Consider the following 19,789-nt stretch of genomic DNA (forward strand, 5'->3'; position numbering starts at 1 on the left):
TGACGGCCTGTTGGCAAGAAAGAAGCCGGGCGCCGCGGTGAGCGGGCCCGGCTTTTTCATGTGCGGCGCTGCTGGCGGATCCGCCGCCGGCAGAGGCCGCGCAGCAGCAGGACTGCGCACACGGACACGGCGAGCGACATGAGCGCCCCTTCCGGTGGTGCCGGCGTCAGTAGTGATATCGGCATTGGATGACGATCAGTTGTTCGTCTTCCACGCAGTAGACCAGCCGGTGCTCCTCGTCGATGCGCCGTGACCAGAAGCCCTGCAGGTCGCCTTTCAAGGGCTCGGGCTTGCCGATGCCTTCGAAAGGCGTGCGCAAGGTGTGGTCGATGAGCTGGTTGATGCGTTTTCTTTTCTTCGGGTCGTCTTGCCAGGAGAGGTAGTCTTCCCAGCCATGCTTGTCGAAACAGACGCCCTTGGGCGGTGGAGTCATGCTTGCTCGTCAGGATGGATGAGATTCCGTGCCTGGTAAGCCTTGTCGCGGACGTTCGCCACCGACACGCGCAGCCGTGCCGCGTTTGCCGGGGAGCGCAGGAGGTGGAGCGTTTCCATGATGCCGTCGTAGTGCGCCTTCGACATGACGACGGCATCGGGCCCGTCCCTGCGCGTGATGACGGTGACGTCCGCGTCATCGCTGACCTGATCCAGGACGGCTTTCAGGCCGTTGCGGGCATCGGTGTAGTTGACGATTTTCATGGCTTTTGGGGCGGGGGGCCAGCTCGCACGAAGACGGAAATGACATGTACAGATAATTGTACATGTCGGCCGGGAATGAACAAGGCCGGGGCAGGATGATTCCGCCCCGGCCTTGGCGTCGCTCATGATTTGCCTACAGCATCGCCTTCGGCAGCCACACCGCCAGCCACGGCGCGAACCACAGCAGGGCCACAGCCAGGAGCAGCAGGAAGAAGAATGGCATCGTCGCCCTTGCGATGGTGAACATGTCCCTGCCCGTCAGCGATTGCAGCACGAACAGGTTGAAGCCCACGGGCGGCGTGATCTGCGCCATCTCGACCACCAGGATCACGAAAATCCCGAACCAGATCAGGTCGATGCCGGCGGCGGTGACGGTCGGCAGCAACACCGCCGAGGTCAGCACGATCATCGAGACGCCGTCCAGGAAGCAGCCCAGGACGATGAAGATGATCGTCAGCATGATGATCAGGCCGCCGGGGCTGAGGCCCATGTTGGAAATGCCTTGCGCGATGGCAGCGGGCAGTCCGATGAAGGCCGTGGCCGTGGTGAGGAAACCCGCCGAGGCGATGATGAAGCCGATCATGCAGGAAATGCGGGTGGCCGCCATGGCGCTTTCCCAGAAGACCTTCCACGTCATGCTGCCCGAAACCACGGACAGGATCAGCGAGCCCAGCACGCCCAGGGCGGCGGCCTCGGTGGGCGTGGCGATGCCGGTGTAGATCGAGCCGATGATGGCGGCGATGAGCAGCACCGTCGGGATCAGCAGGCGGGATTCCCAGAGCTTCTCCTTCAGGGTGGTGCGCGCTTCGGCTGCCGGAACCTTCGAGGGGTTGCGCATCGCCCAGATGGCGATGAAGCCCGAGAACAGCAGGATGAGCAGCAGCCCCGGCAGCACGCCCGCGATGAACAGCCGCGCGATCGAGACCTCGGCGGTGATGCCGTAGACGATCATCATGATGGAGGGCGGGATCATCAGGCCGAGCGTGCCGGAGCCCGCCAGCGAGCCGATCACCATCCGCTCGTCATAGCCGCGTCGTGTCAGTTCGGGCACGGTCATGCGGCCGATGGTGGCCGCCGTGGCGGCCGACGAGCCGCAGATGGCCGCGAAGATGCCGCAGCCCACCACATTGCAGTGAAGCAGGCGGCCCGGCAGGCGGTTCAGCCAGGGCACCAGGCCCTTGAACATGTCCTCGGAGACGCGGCTGCGCGTCAGGATCTCGCCCATCCAGATGAACATGGGCAGTGCCGTCAGCGACCAGGCGCTGGCCGCGCCCCAGGTCGTATTGGCCATGAGCGGGCCGGGCAGCGTGTCGGTGAAGACGGTCAGCGTGGCCCAGCCCAGGGCGAAGAGGGCAATGCCGATCCAGACGCCGCCCAGCAGCAGCGCGAAAAGCAGGCCGAGCACGAATACGGTTTCGATGACCATGATGCGCGCTCCTCAGATCTGCTCGGTCATGGAGACCGGCTTGGCGACAAGATAGGAAGGATCCTTGCCGCGCAGCGCGCAGAGGAGGTCGTCGGTCAGTGCGATGAACATGATCAGCGCACCCACGGCCATGCCGATCTGGGGGATCCACAGGGGCACCGGCACCATGCCTTGCGTGACCTCGCCGAACTGGTGTGATTCGATCATGCCCGTGATGGCGTACCAGGCGAAGATGCCCATGAATACCGTGGCCACCAGCAGGCACAGCATTTCGGCGATCTTGCGGTACGAGGGAGCCAGGCGCTCGATGAGCAACGAGACACGGATGTGCTCGTTCTTGCGCAGCGTGGAGGCCAGCGCGAGGAAGGTGGACGCGGCCATGCACCAGCCCGCGAACTCGTCCATGGAATAGAGTTCCAGGCCAAGTATGCGTCCGGCGATCGTCGCAAGGGTCAGGACGGCGATGGCGATGAGGAACAGGCAGGCGAGCACGCCCGCCGACTTGTAGAGGGTATTGAGAGCTTGCCGCATGACGGCCCCCTTGAATCGTTGTTAGGGTCGGCGGCGGCCACGGGCCGTCCCGCTGCGCGCCGCCGTGGGCCCGCTGCGCTCGGCCAGGCCGGCCGGCGCCGGGCCAGTGGTCAGCGCTTGAGGACGGGTTCCAGCGCCGCGCGCTCTTCGGGGGTGAGCTTGGCCAGCCAGTCCTTTGCCATCTCGCCGCCGACGCGGGTGAAATCGGTCATCAGCGCGGGCGGCACGTCCAGCACCGTCAGCTTGTTTTCCTTGAGCTTGCCGATGTTGGTGGCGTTCTCCTCGGCGCTCATTTCCCAGCCGCGGGCCTCCGCGCGGGCGGCCGCTTCGGTGACCGCCTTCCTGGTGGGCTCGTCGAGCTTGTTCCAGGCGGCCTTGTTCACGAACACGATGTTCTGCGGGAACATGGTGGGAACGCTGTAGAAGTGGCTCAGGTAGTCCCAGGCCTGCGTGTCCACGCCGGTGGTGGACGAGGTCATCATGGCGTCGACCAGACCCGTCAGGAAGGCCTGCGGGATGTCGGCGGCCTGCACCACGGTGGGCACGGCGCCCAGGCGCTTGGCGAAGTCGGCCGTGCTGGGGCTGGGGGCGCGGAACTTCAGGCCCTTGAAGTCGCCGATGGCATTGAGCTCACGCTTGGCATAGATGCCTTGCGCGGGCCAGGCCACCGAATACAGCACGTGCAGGTTCTGGCGGTCCAGGCGCGCCGTGACCAGCGGACGCGCGGCGGCCCACAGCTTCTGCGCGTCGGCGTGGCCGGCGCTCATGAAGGGGATGCTGTCGAAGGAGTACAGCGGCGTTTCGTTGGCCATGGTGCCCAGGAAGATTTCCCCTGCCTGCACCTGGCCGGTCTGCACCGCGCGCTTGATCTCGGGCATCTTGATGAGCGCGCCGCCCGAGTGCAGCGTGATCTTCAGCTTGCCGCCGGTGGACGTGTCCACGTCCTCGATGAACTGCTTGAGGTTGCGCGTGTGGAAGTTGGTTTCCGGATACGCGGTGGGCAGCGTCCAGGTGCTTTGCGCCAGCGCGGGGCCGGCGGCCAGCAGGCCGGTCAGTGCAACGGTGTGCAGCAGTTTCATGGCAGTTCCCCTTGTAGAACTTTCACGCCGGTCTGTTTCGCGGCGTGGTGTTACGCGGCGCGCGTGGTCCGCGCGTCCGTCGAATATGTGCGCGCCAGGATCAAGCCTGGCGCTGCATGGTCCTGATCGCGATGCCCGCGTCCGCCAGCGCGGCACGGATGCCGCGCGCGAACGTGACGGCGCCGGGCTGGTCGCCGTGGATGCACAGCGTGTCGGCGCGAACCGTCACGTCCTGGCCGTCGGCGCTGCGCACCTTGCCTTCCTGCACCATGCGCAGCACCTGCGCGATGGAGGCCTCCAGGGTCTCGATCATGGCGCCGGGCTGGCCGCGCGGCGTCAGCGTGCCGTCCGCCTGGTAGCTGCGGTCGGCGAAGACTTCGCTGGCGGTGATCAGGCCCACGTCTTCGGCCGCGCGCACCAGCGCGCTGCCGGCCAGGCCATAGAAGACAAGGCCCGCGTCCACGTCTCGCACGGCGCGGGCAATGGCCTCGGCCAGCGGGGCGGACTTGGCCGCCATGTTGTAGAGCGCCCCGTGGGCCTTCACGTGATGCAGCCGCGCGCCTTGCGAGGCGGCCACGCCAGCCAGCGCACCCACCTGGTACACGGTGATGTCGTAGGCTTCCTGGGGCGTGATGGGAATGTTGCGCCGGCCGAAACCGGGCAGGTCGTTCAGGCCGGGGTGCGCGCCCAGCGCGACACCCTGTGCCAGTGCGGCCGCGACGGTCTTGCGCGCGATGGCGGGGTCGCCGCCGTGGAAACCGCAGGCGATGTTGGCCGAGGTCACGTGCGGCAGCACGTTCAGGTCGTCGCCCATGACCCAGGGCCCATAGCTCTCGCCCATGTCACAGTTCAGATCGATGCTGCGCGCCGTCATGCGGTCTCCTTCAGGTGCCTGCGTTGCAGATCGCGCAGCCCCGCCAGCTGCCCATGCAGGCGAGCGTAAGCCTGCTCCCGGCGTGCGTCCAGCGCCTGGGCCTCTGCCAGCGTCACCGCCGCGAAGCGGACCGTGTCGCCGGGGCCCAGTTGCCCGAGCAGCGGCAGGTCGACCTGGATGACCTGCGCGATCTTCGGGTAGCCGCCGGTGGTCTGGCGGTCGGCCATCAGCACGATGGGATCACCGCCCGAGGGCACCTGCACGGTGCCGAAACTGATGGCTTCCGAGAGTTGCTGCGTGGGCTTCGTCATGGTCAGCGACGGCCCCTTCAGGCGGTAGCCCATGCGTTCGGATTGCGGGCTGATGCGGAAGGGCTGTTCCAGCAGGGCCGCGCGGCTGTCGGGCGTGAAGGCTTCCCACTGGCTGCCTTCGGTCACGCGCACGGTGTCGCGCGCCGATGCGCGCACCGCCGCGGGCAGCGTGATGCGCAATTCCCACAGCGCGGCGTCCAGCGCGGCCAGTTCGGCATCCTTCAGTCGGATGGGCTGGTTCAGGCGCAGGGTGTCGCCCTTGGCCAGCGCGCGTCCCTGGAAGCCGCCGAAGCCGCTGCGCAGATAGGTGCTGTCGCTGCCCATCATGCGATCCAGCGCGCAGCCGCCGCGTATCGCCAGGTAGGCGCGCGTGCCCGACACCCGGCCGCCGAAGGCGAGCAGGTCACCGGACTGGGCCAGCACGGGGCGGTGCGGCGGCAGGGGCTTGCCATTGAGCGTGGCGCCCAGGTCCGCGCCCGCCAGCGCAATACAGGCGGCGGATTCAAAACAGAGCAGCGGCCCGGTCAGCGTGATTTCCAGCGTGGCGCAGTCGGCCTCGTTGCCGGCCAGCAGGTTCGCCAGCCGGTGCGCGGCCGCGTCCATGGCGCCGGCCACGGGGATGCCCAGGTGCTGGCTGCCGTGGCGGCCCAGATCCTGGAAGGTGGACAGCATGCCGGGTTTCAGCACCTTGATCATGCTGGTTTTCCGGTAGTGGGCGCAGCGGGCTGACGGGCTTGCAGTTCCGCGCGCATGGCGCGAAAGCGCGCCTCGCTGATGGGCACGAAGCGCACGCGGTCGCCCGGCGAAAGCAGCGCGGGCGGATCCCGTTGCGCGTCGAACATGACCAGCGGCGTTGCGCCCAGGATGTGCCAGCCGCCGGGCAGGCGGTTGGGATAGATGACGGTCTGCCGGTTGGCGATGGCGATGGAGCCCGCGGGCACTTCGGTTCGCGGTTCGTCGCGGCGCGGCAGGTTCAGTTCGTGCAGGCCGAGATAGGCGTGCCCCGGCGCAAAGCCCAGCATGTAGACCATGCAGGGCTCGCTGCTGTGCAGGGCGATGATTTCGTCGGGGGTGCGGCCACAGGCGCGGGCCACGTCCTCGAGGTCGGGCCCGTGTTCGCCGCCGTAGCAGACGGGAATCTCGACGTCGCGTCCGGCTTCGTCGGCGGCATCGAGGCCCGCTTCGATCAGCGCGCGCACCTGGGCCGACAGCGTGTCCCAGGTGGGGCCGGATCCGTCAGGCAGCGGCGCGTAGTGCACCGCCACCGCCACGAAGGACGGCACGACATCCGTGACGCCAGGCAGCGCGGCCTCGCGCAGTTTCTGCGCGAGGGCCAGGCACAGGCGCCCCGTTTCCGGGGCGATGGCATCGCCGAAATTGACGATCAGGCAGCGGTCGCCCTGGGGGCGCAAGCGCCACCCGGGCGCCGCGGCGCTGTCGGAGCTGCCTTGGGTCGACGGGGCAGCGCTCATGCGCGCAGCCATGCCTTACTTGGCGAACAGCGAATCGAGGTTCTTGAACGACTTGAGTTCGATGGCATTGCTCGACGGATCCAGGAAGAACATCGTGGCCTGCTCACCCACTTCACCCTTGAAGCGGATGTACGGCTCGATGATGAACTTCGTACCGGCATCGGTCAATTTCTTGGCCAGGGCTTCCCACTGTTCCAGGTTCAGCACGGCGCCGAAGTGGCGCACGGGGACGTTCTTGGAGTCCACGGCGCTGGTGGTGACCGGGGTGCACTCTTCGGGCGCCAGGTGGGCGACGATCTGGTGGCCATAGAAGTTGAAGTCGATCCACTCCGACGAGCTACGGCCTTCCGGACAGCCCAGCAGGTCGCCGTAGAAGGCACGGGCTTCGGCCAGGTCGCGCACGGGGAACGCGAGGTGGAAGGGGGGCATGGCGGCTTGGGTGCTCATGGAACTGAAAACTCCGAAAATACGAGGGCTTGAATGAAGGATTCCGGGTGGGCGGCGGGCTTGGGAACCGGCGTGCCGCATCCAGCGAAAGGCAAGTTTAGACCTTGTTTTTTCGATATAAAAACGATATTTTTTGATTCTTAGCAAGAATATTATTGATCAATCACGCCGGCACGCCTGGCCTTGTGCTCGCCCTGGTTCCGTCCCGACCCCGCTGCCATGATTCGTGAGTTCCGTACCTTCTCCGCCGTGGCCCGGCACGGTTCCTTTGCCGGCGCGGGCGATGCGCTCGGCCTGACGCAGTCGGCGGTCAGCGCCCAGATCAAGCGGCTGGAGTCCTTCCTGGGCATGGAACTCTTCGACCGCAGCGCCCGCGCCGCGGTCCTGAATCCCGCCGGACAGGACATGCTGGCCCAGGCCGAGCAGGTGCTGGCGCAGGTCGACCGCATGGTCAGCCACACCGGCCTGAGCAGCGTCAGCGGCACCTTGCGCCTGGGGTCGATCGCATCCGTGCAACAGGGCCTGCTGGTGCATGCCCTGCGGCGCTTCCGCGAGACCTTGCCCGAGGTCCGGGTGCGCGTGGTGCCGGGCGTGTCGCTGAGCCTGTTGTCCCAGGCCGACGCCGGCGAGGTGGACCTTGCGCTGATGATCAAGCCGCCGTTCGCGCTGCCGCCCGACCTGGTCTGGCGCGGGCTGTTGCGCGAACCCATCGTCCTGGCGGCGCCCGAACGCATGTCCCTGCGGCCCTGGCGCGAGATGGCGGCATCCGAGCCCTTCGTGCGCTACGACAAGGCGTCTTTCGGCGGCAGGCTGGCCGACACGGTATTGCGTCGGCACCGCATCGTCACGCAGGACGTGGTGGAGCTGGACGAGATCGAGGCCATCGCCAACATGGTGAGGGTGGGGCTGGGCGTGGCGCTGCTGCCCTGTTCGGCCTGGATGGATACGCGAGGCCTGCAGCTGGTGAGCCTGGGTGAAGACGCGGTGGACCGCGAGATCGGCATCGTGGCGCGGCGCGACGAACGGCTGGAGCGGCCCGCTCTGGAGATAGCGCGTTGCCTGCAGGCGGTCGCGGCGTCGGCTGTGGCACCGCGTGCGGTGCAGGTCGGAGAGGCCTGACGCGGGCGGTGCCGCGGCGCTCGCTCAGTCGGGCAGGAGGGTCGGATGATGTGTCTGAAGCCAACTGCGAATATGGAGATGCAGCAACTGAGCGTTATTCAGGCAGCTTTGCACGGCGGCCGTCGAGACGAGATCGCCTGAGTAGTCTGCCAGGTTGCGCTGCTTGCGTAGCGCGTCCAGCGGCCACACTTTTTCTGGAGGCCAGCCCACTTTCAGGGTAAGTGACTGGATGGCTGTTTGATGATGCCCTGGTTTGCTGGTCAAGGGCCGCTAGCCGTTGGCCAGCAGGCCCACCATGGCGAGTTGCATGATTGCCTTGTAGGCAGCGTCGAACTGGTTTTCCTCGCTCAAGCTGGCGATCCGGGCGTCGGCGATGTTCCGATTCGCCGCTGCCAACAACTGCGTAATTTGCAGAGCATTGGGAGGTGCCTTTTCAAGGCTCACCCCCAACAAGTTCTGCAAGCTCATCATTGCCTCCTATCAGGAAGAGCTTTGGTTTGCCCAGGACGTCGCGAAAGAAGGGCTCGTCCACCCGCGCCGCGAACTGCTCGCAGCTGAAGACTTGCGGATTGATTTCCCGGCTTAGCGACGGCTGCAGGGGCCAAAGGTGTCGTACGGCGTCGTCAAATCCCAGGCTGCCGATCAGCATCACATCGATGTCGCTGGTCGCGCTTTCGCGTCCTTGTGCGACCGAACCGAAGATGAACGCCACCGCGATCTGTTTTTCCAAGGGCGTCAGCGCTGTCGTCAGCACATCCGCCACGCCTGAAGTCTTGCGCAAAATGCTGGCTAATTCCAGGAAGATAGGGCAGTTTTTGTCCGCTCGATACAACTGCTGGTTGCCGCGTTTCTCTCGTTGCAGGAGGCCAACAGCCACCAGCCTGTTGAGTTCGCGCGTCACGGTCCCGGCAGATAAGCCCGTGCGTCGCGCGATCTCGCGACCATGCAATTGTGCTTCCGGATGCAGTAACAGCAGTCCCAGGATGCGGCGCCGATATTCCGGCAGCAAGGTGGCGGCGAGAGAATGATTCATATATGAGATCGATTGTTGCCTTTTTTGAATCGATTGGCAAGGTTGATGCCTTGCTTTTTACGGGTTGGTGAGGCCGCGCGCAGGGGAGGCTGGTTGCGCCGCGTGCGCTGGAACCACTCAATAGAAAAAGGCCGCGGACACCAGCCGCGGCCTTCTGCGGGAGACTGCCCAGGCAGCCTAGACCAGATCGCAGCGCACCGTGATCGGGTGCGCGCGCAGCGCCGCCATGACGATGTCGCTGACCTCGCCGTCCACGTCGGTGATCACGTAGCCGATCTCGCCCTGCGTCTGCAGGCGCTGGCTGACGATGTTCAGCCCATGTTCGGCCAGCAGGTTGTCCAGCGAACCCAGCGCGCCCGGCAGGTTGCGGTGCACGTGCAGCAGGCGGCGGTTGCCGCCGGCGTCCTGGTAGGGCAGCTCGGGGAAGTTCACCGCGCCCTTGGTGGTGCCGCTCTGGAAGAAGCGCACCAGTTTCTCGGCGACTTCACGGCCGATGTTCTCTTGCGATTCCTGCGTGCTGCCGCCGATGTGCGGCGTCAGGATCACGTTGAGCAGGCCGCGCAGCGGGCTGTCCAGGGGCTCGTCCACGCTCTTGGGCTCGGTCGGGAAGACGTCCAGCGCCGCGCCGCCGATCTGGCCCGACTGCACGGCTGCGTGCAGCGCCGCGATGTCCACCACCGTGCCGCGCGAGGCGTTGATGAGGATGGCGCCGCGCTTGGTGGCAGCCAGGGCCTGGGCGTTGATGATGTTCTCGGTGGCCTTGCCGCCCGGCACGTGCAGCGTGACGACGTCGGATTGGGCCAGCAGGTCCTGCAGCGAGCCGGCGGGCCGCGCATTGCCCAGCGGCAGCTTGGCTTCCACGTCGTGGTAGATCACGCGCATGCCCAGGCTTTCGGCCAGGGTGCTGAGCTGCGAGCCGATGTTGCCGTAGCCCACGATGCCCAGCGTCTTGCCGCGCGCCTCGAAGGCGCCCGCGGCCGACTTGTCCCAATGGCCCAGGTGCACGCGGTTGTTCTTCTCGGGCACGCGGCGCAGCAGCAGGATGGCTTCGGCCAGCACCAGCTCCGCCACCGAACGGGTGTTGGAGAAGGGGGCGTTGAAGACCGGCACGCCGCGCAGCATGGCGCTGTTGACGTCGACCTGGTTGGTGCCGATGCAGAAGCAGCCCACCGCGCGCAGGGCGGGCAGGCGGCCGATCAGGTCGGCGTCCAGATGGGTGCGGGAGCGGATGCCCACCAGCTCGGCGCCGCGCAAGGCGTCGAAGATTTCCGCGGACGGCAGCGCCGACGAATACGTGGCGATGTCGGTCAGGCCGGCGGCGGTGAAGACTTCGCGGGCGCTGGGGTGGATGTTCTCGAACAGGACGATCTGGGCCATGCGGGGCTTCCAATGCAAATGAGAATCACAGCCTGCCATTGTCGCGCAAAACGCCCCCGCAGTCAGGGTCATCCCTGACCCGGGAAGGGTTTCCCCTCGGGGTGGGCCTTACCGGGTCACCCGCTCCGCGGGGAAGCGCAGGCTGAAGGTGCTGCCCTTGCCGACGACGCTGGCGATTTCCAGCTCGGCGTCGTGGCGCATGGCGATGTGCTTGGTGATGGCAAGGCCCAGGCCCGTGCCGCCGATGGCGCGCGAGCGGCCCCGGTCGACGCGGTAGAAGCGCTCGGTGAGGCGGGGCAAGTGGTGGGCGGCGATGCCGATGCCGGTGTCCGCCACCGAGTAGCGGGCGCCGCCGTCGGGCGTGCCCTGCCAGGTGACGGTGATGGCGGTGCGTTCCGGCGAGTAGCGCACGGCGTTGACCAGCAAATTGGACAGCGCCGAGATGAGCTCGGTTTCGGAACCCAGCACGTCCAGCGTGTCGTCGACCTGCCAGACGAAGTCGTGGCGTCCGCCCGACAGCGCTTCCGCCTGCTTGCGGGCTTTCTCCAGCAGTTCGGCCATGCCCACTTCGTGCGGCTCGGCGCTGGGCGAGGACTCCAGCGTGGACAGGGTCAGCAGGTCGGCCACGATGGCCTGCATGCGCTGGGCCTGCTCGTGCATCATCTCGATGTATTGCTCGCGCTGGTCGGCGGACATGGAGTCCACCGGCATGTCGTGCAGCGTTTCCAGGAAGCCGGTCAGCACGGTCAGCGGCGTGCGCAGCTCGTGCGACACGTTGGCCACGAAGTCGCGGCGCGTGGTTTCCAGCTTCTCGATCTGCGTGACGTCGCGGGTGATCAGCAGGCGCTGGTCGCGGGCGTAGCGGGTCAGGTGCATCATCAGCAGGCGGTCGTGGCCGTCCTGCTTGATGCGTACCAGGATGGGCTCGGGCCACTCGTCCTGGTTGGCGTAGGCGATGAATTCGGGCGAGCGCAGCAGGTTCAGCAGATTGCTGCCACGGTCGCTCTGCAGGCGCAGGCCCAGATGGCGCGAGGCCATGCGGTTGCACCAGTCGATGTGGAACCCGGCGTCCAGGGTCACGGCGCCGTCGGGCAGGGCCTGGGCGGCCGCCAGCATGCCTTGCAGCGCATCACGGCTTTCGGTGAGCTCGCGCGTCAGGGTACGGCGGTGGCGATAGACGGTGGCGACCAGGGTGTCCAGCGCGCCCGCGGCGGTGGGCGGCGGGGTATCGGGGTGCAGGGCCCAGCGGGAGACGCGGGCCAGTGCCCAGCTGCGCCAGACCGTGAGCGCGGCCAGCGCGACCGACAGGGCGATCCAGCCGGCGGCGCTGCCCACGAAGACATGCACCAGTCCGGCGACGAAGAAACAGAACAGCAGTGCGGCGAGTGTACGAAGCCAGATCATGGCCTGCATTGTCGCATTCGGTGCGTGAGCAGGCATGCGGAATCAGCGCGCAGGCACGTGTCCGGTGAAGCGGTAGCCGCTGCCGCGCACGGTTTCCACGTGGCCGTCGTGCGAGCTGGGTTCCAGGGCCTTGCGCAGGCGGCGGATGTGCACGTCCACGGTGCGCTCTTCGACGAACACGTGATCGCCCCAGACCTGGTCCAGCAGCTGGGTGCGCGAGAAGACGCGCTCGGGGTGCGTCATGAAGAAGTGCAGCAGGCGGAATTCCGTGGGGCCGATGGGCAGCGCCTTGCCGTGGCCGGTCAGGCGGTGCGTGACGGGGTCCAGCTTCAGGCCGCAGACGTCGATGACGTCGTCGGTGAGCTGCGGCGCGCGGCGGCGCAGCACGGCCTTGATGCGGGCCATCAGTTCCTTGGGCGAGAAGGGCTTGGTGATGTAGTCGTCGGCGCCGGCTTCCAGGCCGTCGACCTTGTCATGTTCGGCGCTCTTGGCGGTCAGCATGATGATGGGCACGGCGCGGGTGCGCTCGTCGCCGCGCAGGCTGCGCGCCAGCGACAGGCCCGAGGCGCCCGGCAGCATCCAGTCCAGCAGCACCAGGTCTGGCAGTTCGGCACGGATCAGGGTGTTGGCCTGCTCGGCGTCGGTGGCCCGGAGGACCTTGTGTCCCGCGAAGGACAGGTTGACCGCAATCAGCTCCTGGATTGCGGGTTCGTCTTCGACAACGAGAATGGTGCTGGACATTGCGGACTGACCTGATAAAGCGCTTCTATGGCGCGGACGTTGCCATAGTATGGCCGTAATGTTGCAGGTATGTGACGCTTTCGGCCGCAGGACCGTCGAGGTGGCACGGTTCCGACACCCTTTCATTTTCACAGGGAAACTTGCCTTGGGGCGGGATCGGCTACGATTGCGGCATGAGCCTGTCACAAGCCCCCCAATCCTCCTCGACCCCCGCCGGATCGGACTCGTCCACGCACTTCGGTTACCAGACGGTGCCCGAGGGCGAGAAGGCCGCCCGGGTGGCTGGCGTCTTCCATTCCGTGGCAGCCCGCTACGACGTCATGAACGACCTCATGTCGGCCGGCATGCACCGGGTCTGGAAGGCCTTCACCGTCAACCGCGCGGCCATCCGGCCCGGCATGAAGGTGCTGGACATCGCCGGGGGCACCGGCGACCTGGCCCGGGCCTTCGCCAAGCGCGCCGGCCCCACCGGGGAAGTGTGGCTCACCGACATCAACGAATCCATGCTGCGCGTGGGCCGCGACCGCCTCACCGACGGCGGCATGCTGCTGCCCGTCACGGTCTGCGACGCCGAGCACCTGCCGTTCCCGGACCAGACCTTCGATCGCGTCTCGGTGGCCTTCGGCCTGCGCAACATGACGCACAAGGACCGCGCGCTGGCCGAGATGCGCCGCGTGCTGAAGCCGGGCGGCAAGCTGCTGGTGCTGGAGTTCTCGCGCATCGCCAAGCCGCTGGCGCCCGCCTACGACTGGTATTCCTTCAACGTGCTGCCCTGGCTGGGCCGCAAGGTGGCCAACGACGAGGCCAGCTACCGTTACCTGGCCGAGTCCATCCGCATGCATCCCGACCAGGACACGCTGGCGACCATGATGGGCGCCGCAGGCCTGAGCCGGGTGCAGTATTTCAACCTGACCGCGGGCCTGGTGGCCTTGCACGAAGGCGTGCGCCTGGACTGAACCACGCACGGGGTACGACGAAAGGGCTGCCCGGGGCAGCCCTTTTTCTTGCGTGCAACCGCTAGCTCAGCGGATCAGGAAACCTGCGCCAACGGGGTCGTTGCGGTCGATGATCCAGCGGGCGGTGCCCAGGATGCTGGCGGTGCCCTTCACGGTCGGGCGCACGGCGCGCTTGCCGCCCAGGTCCACTTCACCCAGCAAGCAGCCTTCGAAGGTGCCGCTGCCCAGCAGGCCTTCGCTCAGGATGGGCTGGTTCATGCCCAGCTTCCCGCGTGCCTCGAACATCGCCATCATCGCGCTGGTGCCGGTGCCGCCGGGCGAGCGGTCGAGCTGGCCGGCACTGAAGACGTGCACGTTCTTGTAGAAGGCGCCTTCGATGGTGGCGGGGTGCCAGAAGGTGATGAAGTTCAGGTCGGTCACGTGGGCCTGCGTGGGATGCTGCAGGCGGATCTTGGCGTTCAGCTGGTCGCGCACGGCCAGGCCCAGGCGCGACAGTTCCGTGCCGTTGTCGGGCGAGATGCGCAGCGCGCAGTCCGTCAGGTCGACGATGCCGAAATAGTTGCCGCCCCAGGCGATGTCGGCCTTCAGTTCGCCATAGCCCGGCACGGTCACGGGAATGTCCTGTTCGGCCACGTAGGCTGGCACGTTCTCGAAGCGGGTCCACAGCACGGTGTCGCCTTCCGAGGCCACTTCGGACACGACCAGGCCGGCCGTGGTTTCGAAGCGGATGCGCGTGATGCCGTTCTCGCCGCGGCGCACCAGGCCATTGGCCACCATGGCCATGCTGACCGCGATGGTGCCGTGGCCGCACATGTGCGAATACTCGGTGCCGTCGATGTAGATCAGGCCGGCGTCGTAGTCGGGGCTGGAGGGCGGGGTCAGGAACACGCCGAACATGTCCTTGTGGCCGCGCGGCTCGCGCATCAGCGCTTCACGCAGCCAGTCGTAGTTTTCCTTCAGGAAGCGGCGCTTCTCCAGGATGGACGAGCCGGCGGGGTAGGGAATGCCGCTGTGGATGATGCAGAGCGGTTCACCTTCGGTGTGGGTATAGATGACGTCGAACGCGTCTTGCTTGCGCATGACTGGGTACTCCTGGCAGATGAGGGGGAAGAAGGAAAGGTCGGGCTGCGGCAGGCGCCGCGTGGGGTCAATCGGGTTCGGAAAGCATGTCCAGGCCGACGGTCAGGTCGAGGATCACGATGGCCACGACCGCCGCGAGGATCGTGGCCGCGGAGACGGCGGCGATGGTCGGGTCGATCGTGTACTGGACGTAGTTGAAGAGCTTGACGGGGATGGTGTTGAGCTGCGCCGTCGTGTTGAAGATGGACAGCTCGACGTTGATCCACGAGGAGATGAAGGCGAAGATGCCGCCGGTGACGACGCCGGGCCGGATCTGCGGCAGCACCACCAGGAAGAAGGTCTGCACGGGTCCCGCGCCCAGGTCGGCCGAGGCTTCTTCCAGGCTGCGCTGTTCGGGCGAGAGCAGCGCCAGCACCGAGCGCAGCACGAAGGGCGTGATGATCACGGTGTGGCCGATGAGCAGGGCCAGGAAGCTGCGGGTCAGCCCGATGTGCGCGCCGAACTGCAGCAGCGCCGCGCCCAGCACGATGTGCGGCAGCACCAGCGGCGACATCAGGATGGCCGACAGCGTGGCCTTGCCCGGGAAGTCGTAGCGGGCCACCGCCAGCGCGGCGGGGATGGCCAGCACGATGGCCGCCGCGGTGGCTGCCAGCGCCAGCACGGTGCTGGTGGTGAAGGCCGCCACGTAGCTCGGGTCGTCCAGCAGCTTTTCATACCAGGCCAGCGTGATGCCTTGCGGCGGGAAGGCCAGGTAGCTGGTGGTGGTGAGCGAGGCGCCCAGGATCACCACCAGGGGCAGCACCAGGTAGGCCAGCGCGGCCCACGCGATCAGACGGATGAGGGTTCGGGTCAACATGGATCAGCTCCCGCGCACGGCGCCGATACGCCCGGCCAGCGCGACCAGCACCAGCGTGAGCGCCAGCAGCACCACGCTCAGGGCGCCGCCGTAGTGGAAATCGAAGACCGAGCTGTATTGCTGGAAGATCAGCATCGACAGCACGGACAGCCGGCCGCCCGAGAGCAGGGCGGGGGTGACGTAGGCGCTGACCGACAGCGTGAAGACCATGATGGCGCCCGCGACCAGCCCGGGCAGCGTCAAGGGGAAGGTCACGTGCCAGAAGGTGGCTGCCGGGCCCGCGCCGAGGTCGGCCGAGGCCTGTTCCACGCTGCGGTCCACGCGGGCCAGGGCGTTGCCGACCGCCAGCACCACGAAGGGCAGCAGGATATAGACCATGCCGATCAGGATGCCGGTCTCGGTGCCGAGAAAGCGCACCGGGCGGTCGGCCAGGCCCAGGCCTGTCAGCGTGTCGTTGACCAGCCCGTTGCGGCCCAGCAGCACCATCCAGCCGAAAGACCGCACGATGTTGCTGGTGAAGAGCGGCACCACCAGCATGATCACGCAGGCCCGCCGCCAGGCCTGCCAGCGCACCACGCGCACCAGGTACCACGCCAGCGGATAGCCCACCAGCAGGCAGAACACGGTGGTGAGCGCGCCGATGCGGAAGGTCACCGCGATGACGTCCCAGTGATAGCGGTCGCCCAGGATGCGCAGGTAATGCGCCGCCGTCAGGCCGCCGCCGTCGCTGGTGATGCTTGCCAATGCGACCACTGCCAGCGGCGCCAGGAAGAAGGCCGTGAAGAACGCGGTGGGGGCGCCCAGCAGCAGCGCGAGGACTTGGGCGCGGCGGCTCATGATGCGTCCGCGATCAGGTGCAGCCGGTCGGGCGCGAAGCCCACCGTCACGGCGTCGCCGTCGCGCAGCGCCACGTCCGGCATGCCCATCTGGCGCACGGCGAGCTCGCCAGCCTCGGTGCGGACATAGAGCGTCGTGTGGCTGCCCACGCTGACCTGCTCGCGCAGCGTGCCGGTCAAGCTGACCAGGCCTGCGGGCACGGGCACGCCAGCAGGCAGCAGGCACAGGTGCTCGGGCCGCAGCATCGCCGTCAGCGTGCCCGCGGGCAGGGGCTGCGCGCAGGGCACGGGCACTTCCTGCGAGCCCAGCGCCAGCATCCCCGTGCCGGCGGCACGGCAGGCCAGCAGGTTGGCCTCGCCGATGAAGTCGGCCACGAAGCGGGTGTGGGGACGCAGGTAGATGTCTTCGCCCTTGCCCACCTGCTCGATGCGTCCGCCGTTCATGACGACGATGCGGTCGGCCATGACCATCGCTTCTTCCTGGTCGTGCGTGACGAAGATGAAGGCGATGCCCAGCTTCTCCTGAAGGTGCTTGAGCTCGAGCTGCATGCGCTTGCGCAGCTTCAGGTCCAGCGCCGAGAGCGGCTCGTCGAGCAGCAGCAGCTTGGGCCGGTTCACGATGGCGCGCGCCAGCGCCACGCGCTGCTGCTGGCCGCCGGACATCTGGCGAGGATGACGCTCGCCCATGTCGCGCAGGCCGACCATGTCCAGGGCTTCGAGCGCCCGCTCATGCGCCTCGCGGCGCGAAGCGCCCTGGCGCCGCGGCCCGTAGGCCACGTTCTGCGCCACGGTCATGTGCGGGAACAGCGCGTAGTTCTGGAACACCGTGTTCAGCGGCCGCCGGTGCGCGGGCAGCGCGCCGACATCCTGGCCGTCGATCGCGATGCGGCCGGCGTCCGGCGACAGGAAGCCGGCAATGGCGCGCAGCAGCGTCGTCTTGCCGCAGCCGCTGGGGCCGAGCAGGGCGATGAATTCGCCTTGCTCGACGTCCAGGCGGATGTCGTCGAGCGCGACGTGCTTGCCGAACGTGCGTCGCACGCCGTCGATGGAAAGAAGGTGAGGCATCGTCAGTCTCTGCTGGCGTCAGCGCTTGTGGGCGACTTCGCGGTTCCAGGCTTCGGTCACCTCGGCGCGGCGCGCGTTGATGACGTTCCAGTCGAAGAAGCGCAGCGACGCCACCGAGCCTTTCTCGCCCCAGGGCAGTTTCTTGCTGACCTCCGGGGGAAGGTTCACGCCCTGCACCGCCGGGCCCAGGTACAGGCGCGTGGCCAGGCATTCCGCCGCCTGCGGGGTCATTGCCGTATCGATGAAGCGCTCGGCCGCCTCGCGGTTCGGGCCGTTCTTCACCAGGTGCAGGCGCGCGTCGGTGGCCCAGACGCCTTCCTTCGGCACGGTGAAGCCGATGGGCATGCCCTTGTCGATCAGGTCCCAGGCGCCCACGTTGAAGTGCGCGCCGATGATCGCTTCGCCGCTCTGGAAGGCATTGGAGGCCGCGCCCGAGCTGTCGAAGAAGAGCGCCGCGTCCAGGGCGGACAGCTTCTTGTAGACCGGGGAGAAGTCGTTCGGGCCGGTGAGCAGCATCTGGCTCAGGAAGAAGATGAAGGGCACGCCGGAAGAGTTGGCGGGCGAGGGCACCGTCACGGCGCCGGCGTACTCGGGCTTCCACAGGTCCTGCCAAGAGGCGGGGGCGGCGGGCACTTCCTTGGTGTTGTAGGTCAGCCCCAGCGAATAGAACCCCGAGCCCACGGCATAGGCCTGGCCATCCTTGCGGTAGACGGCCCGGTCGATGAGGTTGCCCAGGTTCTTCAGCCGTGCCGGGTCCAGCGTCTCCAGCACGCCGGCCTGCTCGGCCAGTTCGCTGATGCCGCCGTCCAGCCAGGCCACGTCCAGCGTGGGCGAGGCTTTCTGTTGCTGCAGCTTGGCCAGGGTGGTGGTCGAGGTGCCGATGTCCGGCACGACCGCGATGCCCGTGGCTTTGGTGAACGGCTGGGCGACGCAGGCATTGAACGCCTCGCCCCAATTGCCGCCGTACCAGGCGACGGTGATTTTGTCGGTCTTCTGGGCCTGCACCGTCGAGACGGCGAACAAACCCGTAAGGCATAGCAAGGCCAGCCGCGAAACGCGGTGTGCACGGTGAGTCATGGTTTCCCCTTGAAGTGTTTGTATAGGGAGCCCCCACGCCGCGCCTTCGGCTTGCCGCCCCCGGAGGGGGGCGGCTTCGCCTTGGGGCGGCCCGACGGCTCGCTGGAACCTGAACGAACATCGCTGCGCGCAAGGAGATATTGCGCCTGCATGACCGTCGCCAGCTTGAATGTGCCGGTCAAAAAGTTGAATAATTCCGACATGAATGGCCTCCCTGCACCCGAGCCTTCCGTCCTGCCCGTTCGCGACGGCGACGCCGTCGATGCGTCGGTCACCTCGCGGCTGCGCATCGGCTTCGTGCTGCTGCACCAGTTCACGCTGGCGGCCTTTTCGGGTCTCATCGACGTGTTGCGCCTGGCGGGCGACCCGGGCGGACGCAGCCGCCAGATCGCGACCTCGTGGGAGATCATGAGCGTGAACGGGCAGCCGCGCCGCTCCAGCGCGGGCTTGCAGGTGTCCGACATCACCGGCCTGCAGGACCCTGCCCAGTTCGACTACATCGCGGTCTGCGGCGGCAACGATTACCTGAACGACAAACTGCCCCAGCCGCTGGCCGACTGGCTGGCGCTGGCTGCCAGCCGGCGCGTGCGCATGCTGGGCATCTGCACGGGCACCTTCGTGCTGGCGCAGGCGGGGCTGGTGGGGTCGCGCACCGTCTGCATCCACTGGAACGTGCTGGACGATTTCCGCGCCCGCCATCCGCAGCCGCACGCGGTGGTGGACCGCCTGTTCGTCGATGAAGGCGACCTGATCACCTGCGCCGGCTCCACTGCCGCCATCGACCTGGGGCTTTATCTGGTGGCGCGCCATTGCGGGCGCGACAAGGCGCAGCAGGCGGTGCGGCACATGATGCTGCAGGGCATCCGCCCGGCCCGGCTGCCGCAGGCGCATTTCTACAGCGACCTGGACGGCATCGAGGACCTGCGGGTGCGCCAGGCCATGCACTACATCGAGCAGCGGCTCGACAGCCCGCCTTCGCTGGATGCCATCGCCCGCTACGTGGGCATCGGCAGCCGCCAGCTGGAGCGGGCCTTCCAGGCCTCGCTGGGCGAGTCGCCAATGGCCTGCTACCGGCGCCTGCGCCTGGAGTATGGCCGCTGGCTGCTGCAGGGGGGCCAGCGCAGCATCACCCAGGTGGCGCTGGATTGCGGCTATGCCGACGGCGCGCATTTCTCGCGCGAATTCAGCGGCCGCTATGGCATGTCGCCGCGGCGCTACCTGCAGGAGCTGGCGCGCGTAGCGGGCGAGCCCTGAGCGGGCGTCTCGCGTACCATGTCGGTCCCCTGGCCCCGGGCCGGACATTCCGGTTTTGACTAACGTTCAGCTTCGAGTAAGATTTGAGTTGACAGGCTGCGCAAGCGCGGTCCTCAGTAATCTGACTCTCACACACCAATCAGGTTGGCGACTGC

At 67.2% G+C, this 19,789-nt stretch carries 24 protein-coding genes; 3 read left to right on the plus strand and 21 right to left on the minus strand.

Annotation, left to right across the window (positions count from 1 at the left end):
- Positions 1-166: 166 nt before the first annotated feature.
- The 9 genes from ODI_RS02690 to ODI_RS02730 form a co-directional block, all read right to left on the minus strand.
- Positions 167-433 (minus strand): Txe/YoeB family addiction module toxin, encoded by a 267-nt coding sequence (locus ODI_RS02690; RefSeq protein WP_067756494.1) that lies wholly within the window; start codon positions 431-433, stop codon positions 167-169.
- Positions 430-696 (minus strand): type II toxin-antitoxin system Phd/YefM family antitoxin, encoded by a 267-nt coding sequence (locus ODI_RS02695; RefSeq protein ID WP_067756497.1) that lies wholly within the window; start codon positions 694-696, stop codon positions 430-432. Before ODI_RS02695 ends, ODI_RS02690 begins: the two co-directional genes overlap by 4 nt.
- 133 nt (positions 697-829) lie before the next feature.
- Positions 830-2,122, minus strand: a complete 1,293-nt coding sequence (locus ODI_RS02700) for a TRAP transporter large permease (RefSeq protein ID WP_067756500.1) — start codon at positions 2,120-2,122, stop codon at positions 830-832.
- Positions 2,123-2,134: 12 nt separating this feature from the next.
- Positions 2,135-2,653, minus strand: a complete 519-nt coding sequence (locus ODI_RS02705) for a TRAP transporter small permease (RefSeq protein ID WP_067756503.1) — start codon at positions 2,651-2,653, stop codon at positions 2,135-2,137.
- A gap of 110 nt (positions 2,654-2,763) precedes the next feature.
- Positions 2,764-3,732 carry a TRAP transporter substrate-binding protein gene (locus ODI_RS02710; RefSeq protein ID WP_067756504.1) on the minus strand — a complete coding sequence of 323 codons (969 nt, stop codon included), beginning with the start codon at positions 3,730-3,732 and terminating at the stop codon, positions 2,764-2,766.
- A gap of 100 nt (positions 3,733-3,832) precedes the next feature.
- Positions 3,833-4,606: a LamB/YcsF family protein gene (locus tag ODI_RS02715; RefSeq protein ID WP_067756507.1), complete on the minus strand. Its 774-nt coding sequence runs from the start codon at positions 4,604-4,606 to the stop codon at positions 3,833-3,835.
- Positions 4,603-5,613 carry a 5-oxoprolinase subunit C family protein gene (locus ODI_RS02720; protein ID WP_067756510.1) on the minus strand — a complete coding sequence of 337 codons (1,011 nt, stop codon included), beginning with the start codon at positions 5,611-5,613 and terminating at the stop codon, positions 4,603-4,605. The genes ODI_RS02715 and ODI_RS02720 overlap by 4 nt, the downstream gene beginning before the upstream one ends.
- Entirely contained in the window at positions 5,610-6,389 is a 780-nt protein-coding gene (gene pxpB, locus ODI_RS02725; RefSeq protein ID WP_067756512.1) for a 5-oxoprolinase subunit PxpB, read from the minus strand. The genes ODI_RS02720 and pxpB overlap by 4 nt, the downstream gene beginning before the upstream one ends.
- Positions 6,390-6,404: 15 nt before the next feature.
- Positions 6,405-6,836, minus strand: a complete 432-nt coding sequence (locus tag ODI_RS02730) for a VOC family protein (RefSeq protein WP_067756514.1) — start codon at positions 6,834-6,836, stop codon at positions 6,405-6,407.
- Between the two features lie 219 nt (positions 6,837-7,055).
- Here ODI_RS02730 and ODI_RS02735 point away from each other — a divergent pair, with 219 nt between their 5' ends.
- Positions 7,056-7,955 carry a LysR family transcriptional regulator gene (locus tag ODI_RS02735; protein ID WP_067756653.1) on the plus strand — a complete coding sequence of 300 codons (900 nt, stop codon included), beginning with the start codon at positions 7,056-7,058 and terminating at the stop codon, positions 7,953-7,955.
- Positions 7,956-7,979: 24 nt separating this feature from the next.
- Here the strand turns inward: ODI_RS02735 and ODI_RS22475 are convergent, their stop codons facing one another.
- From ODI_RS22475 to phoB, 6 genes are all read right to left on the minus strand, one after another.
- Positions 7,980-8,219: a hypothetical protein gene (locus tag ODI_RS22475; RefSeq protein WP_231968175.1), complete on the minus strand. Its 240-nt coding sequence runs from the start codon at positions 8,217-8,219 to the stop codon at positions 7,980-7,982.
- A 6-nt stretch (positions 8,220-8,225) separates the two neighbouring features.
- Entirely contained in the window at positions 8,226-8,423 is a 198-nt protein-coding gene (locus tag ODI_RS22480; protein ID WP_231968176.1) for a hypothetical protein, read from the minus strand.
- Positions 8,389-8,988, minus strand: coding sequence for a MarR family transcriptional regulator (locus tag ODI_RS02745; protein ID WP_067756517.1), 600 nt, complete (start codon positions 8,986-8,988; stop codon positions 8,389-8,391). Before ODI_RS02745 ends, ODI_RS22480 begins: the two co-directional genes overlap by 35 nt.
- A 177-nt stretch (positions 8,989-9,165) precedes the next feature.
- Positions 9,166-10,365, minus strand: coding sequence for a phosphoglycerate dehydrogenase (serA, locus tag ODI_RS02750; RefSeq protein ID WP_067756519.1), 1,200 nt, complete (start codon positions 10,363-10,365; stop codon positions 9,166-9,168).
- 108 nt (positions 10,366-10,473) lie between these two features.
- Positions 10,474-11,769: a phosphate regulon sensor histidine kinase PhoR gene (gene phoR / locus ODI_RS02755; protein ID WP_067756656.1), complete on the minus strand. Its 1,296-nt coding sequence runs from the start codon at positions 11,767-11,769 to the stop codon at positions 10,474-10,476.
- Positions 11,770-11,811: 42 nt separating this feature from the next.
- Entirely contained in the window at positions 11,812-12,510 is a 699-nt protein-coding gene (gene phoB / locus ODI_RS02760) for a phosphate regulon transcriptional regulator PhoB (RefSeq protein ID WP_067756522.1), read from the minus strand.
- A 173-nt stretch (positions 12,511-12,683) separates the two neighbouring features.
- Here phoB and ubiE point away from each other — a divergent pair, with 173 nt between their 5' ends.
- The gene (ubiE, locus tag ODI_RS02765) at positions 12,684-13,466 is read left to right on the plus strand and encodes a bifunctional demethylmenaquinone methyltransferase/2-methoxy-6-polyprenyl-1,4-benzoquinol methylase UbiE (protein WP_067756524.1); all 783 of its coding nucleotides are present in this window, start codon (positions 12,684-12,686) and stop codon (positions 13,464-13,466) included.
- A 66-nt stretch (positions 13,467-13,532) separates the two neighbouring features.
- Here the strand turns inward: ubiE and ODI_RS02770 are convergent, their stop codons facing one another.
- The 6 genes from ODI_RS02770 to ODI_RS22180 all read right to left on the minus strand — a co-directional run bounded on the left by ODI_RS02770 (position 13,533) and on the right by ODI_RS22180 (position 18,583).
- Positions 13,533-14,546: a proline racemase family protein gene (locus ODI_RS02770; RefSeq protein ID WP_067756527.1), complete on the minus strand. Its 1,014-nt coding sequence runs from the start codon at positions 14,544-14,546 to the stop codon at positions 13,533-13,535.
- Between the two features lie 67 nt (positions 14,547-14,613).
- On the minus strand, positions 14,614-15,402 hold the full coding sequence (locus tag ODI_RS02775; RefSeq protein ID WP_067756529.1) for an ABC transporter permease: 789 nt from the start codon (positions 15,400-15,402) through the stop codon (positions 14,614-14,616).
- Positions 15,403-15,405: 3 nt separating this feature from the next.
- Positions 15,406-16,239 carry an ABC transporter permease gene (locus ODI_RS02780; protein WP_067756531.1) on the minus strand — a complete coding sequence of 278 codons (834 nt, stop codon included), beginning with the start codon at positions 16,237-16,239 and terminating at the stop codon, positions 15,406-15,408.
- Positions 16,236-17,303, minus strand: a complete 1,068-nt coding sequence (locus ODI_RS02785) for an ABC transporter ATP-binding protein (protein WP_067756534.1) — start codon at positions 17,301-17,303, stop codon at positions 16,236-16,238. Before ODI_RS02785 ends, ODI_RS02780 begins: the two co-directional genes overlap by 4 nt.
- Before the next feature lie 18 nt (positions 17,304-17,321).
- Positions 17,322-18,380 carry an ABC transporter substrate-binding protein gene (locus tag ODI_RS02790; protein WP_067756537.1) on the minus strand — a complete coding sequence of 353 codons (1,059 nt, stop codon included), beginning with the start codon at positions 18,378-18,380 and terminating at the stop codon, positions 17,322-17,324.
- Positions 18,377-18,583 carry a hypothetical protein gene (locus ODI_RS22180; RefSeq protein ID WP_157929701.1) on the minus strand — a complete coding sequence of 69 codons (207 nt, stop codon included), beginning with the start codon at positions 18,581-18,583 and terminating at the stop codon, positions 18,377-18,379. The genes ODI_RS02790 and ODI_RS22180 overlap by 4 nt, the downstream gene beginning before the upstream one ends.
- Between ODI_RS22180 and ODI_RS02795 the strand changes: the two genes are divergently transcribed.
- Positions 18,582-19,634 (plus strand): GlxA family transcriptional regulator, encoded by a 1,053-nt coding sequence (locus ODI_RS02795; RefSeq protein WP_098020973.1) that lies wholly within the window; start codon positions 18,582-18,584, stop codon positions 19,632-19,634. The two genes, ODI_RS22180 and ODI_RS02795, sit on opposite strands and share 2 nt — an antisense overlap.
- The last annotated feature ends 155 nt before the right edge of the window (positions 19,635-19,789 follow it).

Origin of the sequence: Orrella dioscoreae, from assembly GCF_900089455.2 — a bacterium.
In the GTDB taxonomy this organism is placed as follows: domain Bacteria; phylum Pseudomonadota; class Gammaproteobacteria; order Burkholderiales; family Burkholderiaceae_B; genus Orrella; species Orrella dioscoreae.

Bases quoted from the DNA above. Each gene is read 5' to 3' on its own strand.
- ODI_RS02775 (WP_067756529.1), bottom strand. From the start codon at position 15,402: ATGTTGACCCGAACCCTCATCCGTCTGATCGCGTGGGCCGCGCTGGCC.
- ODI_RS02780 (WP_067756531.1), bottom strand. From the start codon at position 16,239: ATGAGCCGCCGCGCCCAAGTCCTCGCGCTGCTGCTGGGCGCCCCCACC.
- ODI_RS02710 (WP_067756504.1), bottom strand. From the start codon at position 3,732: ATGAAACTGCTGCACACCGTTGCACTGACCGGCCTGCTGGCCGCCGGC.
- ODI_RS22180 (WP_157929701.1), bottom strand. From the start codon at position 18,583: ATGTCGGAATTATTCAACTTTTTGACCGGCACATTCAAGCTGGCGACG.
- ODI_RS02705 (WP_067756503.1), bottom strand. From the start codon at position 2,653: ATGCGGCAAGCTCTCAATACCCTCTACAAGTCGGCGGGCGTGCTCGCC.
- ODI_RS02695 (WP_067756497.1), bottom strand. From the start codon at position 696: ATGAAAATCGTCAACTACACCGATGCCCGCAACGGCCTGAAAGCCGTC.
- ODI_RS02795 (WP_098020973.1), top strand. From the start codon at position 18,582: ATGAATGGCCTCCCTGCACCCGAGCCTTCCGTCCTGCCCGTTCGCGAC.
- ODI_RS02715 (WP_067756507.1), bottom strand. From the start codon at position 4,606: ATGACGGCGCGCAGCATCGATCTGAACTGTGACATGGGCGAGAGCTAT.
- ODI_RS02745 (WP_067756517.1), bottom strand. From the start codon at position 8,988: ATGAATCATTCTCTCGCCGCCACCTTGCTGCCGGAATATCGGCGCCGC.
- ODI_RS02770 (WP_067756527.1), bottom strand. From the start codon at position 14,546: ATGCGCAAGCAAGACGCGTTCGACGTCATCTATACCCACACCGAAGGT.
- ODI_RS02790 (WP_067756537.1), bottom strand. From the start codon at position 18,380: ATGACTCACCGTGCACACCGCGTTTCGCGGCTGGCCTTGCTATGCCTT.
- pxpB (WP_067756512.1), bottom strand. From the start codon at position 6,389: ATGAGCGCTGCCCCGTCGACCCAAGGCAGCTCCGACAGCGCCGCGGCG.
- ODI_RS02730 (WP_067756514.1), bottom strand. From the start codon at position 6,836: ATGAGCACCCAAGCCGCCATGCCCCCCTTCCACCTCGCGTTCCCCGTG.
- ODI_RS02720 (WP_067756510.1), bottom strand. From the start codon at position 5,613: ATGATCAAGGTGCTGAAACCCGGCATGCTGTCCACCTTCCAGGATCTG.
- ODI_RS02785 (WP_067756534.1), bottom strand. From the start codon at position 17,303: ATGCCTCACCTTCTTTCCATCGACGGCGTGCGACGCACGTTCGGCAAG.
- serA (WP_067756519.1), bottom strand. From the start codon at position 10,365: ATGGCCCAGATCGTCCTGTTCGAGAACATCCACCCCAGCGCCCGCGAA.
- ODI_RS02735 (WP_067756653.1), top strand. From the start codon at position 7,056: ATGATTCGTGAGTTCCGTACCTTCTCCGCCGTGGCCCGGCACGGTTCC.
- phoR (WP_067756656.1), bottom strand. From the start codon at position 11,769: ATGATCTGGCTTCGTACACTCGCCGCACTGCTGTTCTGTTTCTTCGTC.
- ODI_RS22480 (WP_231968176.1), bottom strand. From the start codon at position 8,423: ATGAGCTTGCAGAACTTGTTGGGGGTGAGCCTTGAAAAGGCACCTCCC.
- phoB (WP_067756522.1), bottom strand. From the start codon at position 12,510: ATGTCCAGCACCATTCTCGTTGTCGAAGACGAACCCGCAATCCAGGAG.
- ODI_RS02690 (WP_067756494.1), bottom strand. From the start codon at position 433: ATGACTCCACCGCCCAAGGGCGTCTGTTTCGACAAGCATGGCTGGGAA.
- ODI_RS02700 (WP_067756500.1), bottom strand. From the start codon at position 2,122: ATGGTCATCGAAACCGTATTCGTGCTCGGCCTGCTTTTCGCGCTGCTG.
- ubiE (WP_067756524.1), top strand. From the start codon at position 12,684: ATGAGCCTGTCACAAGCCCCCCAATCCTCCTCGACCCCCGCCGGATCG.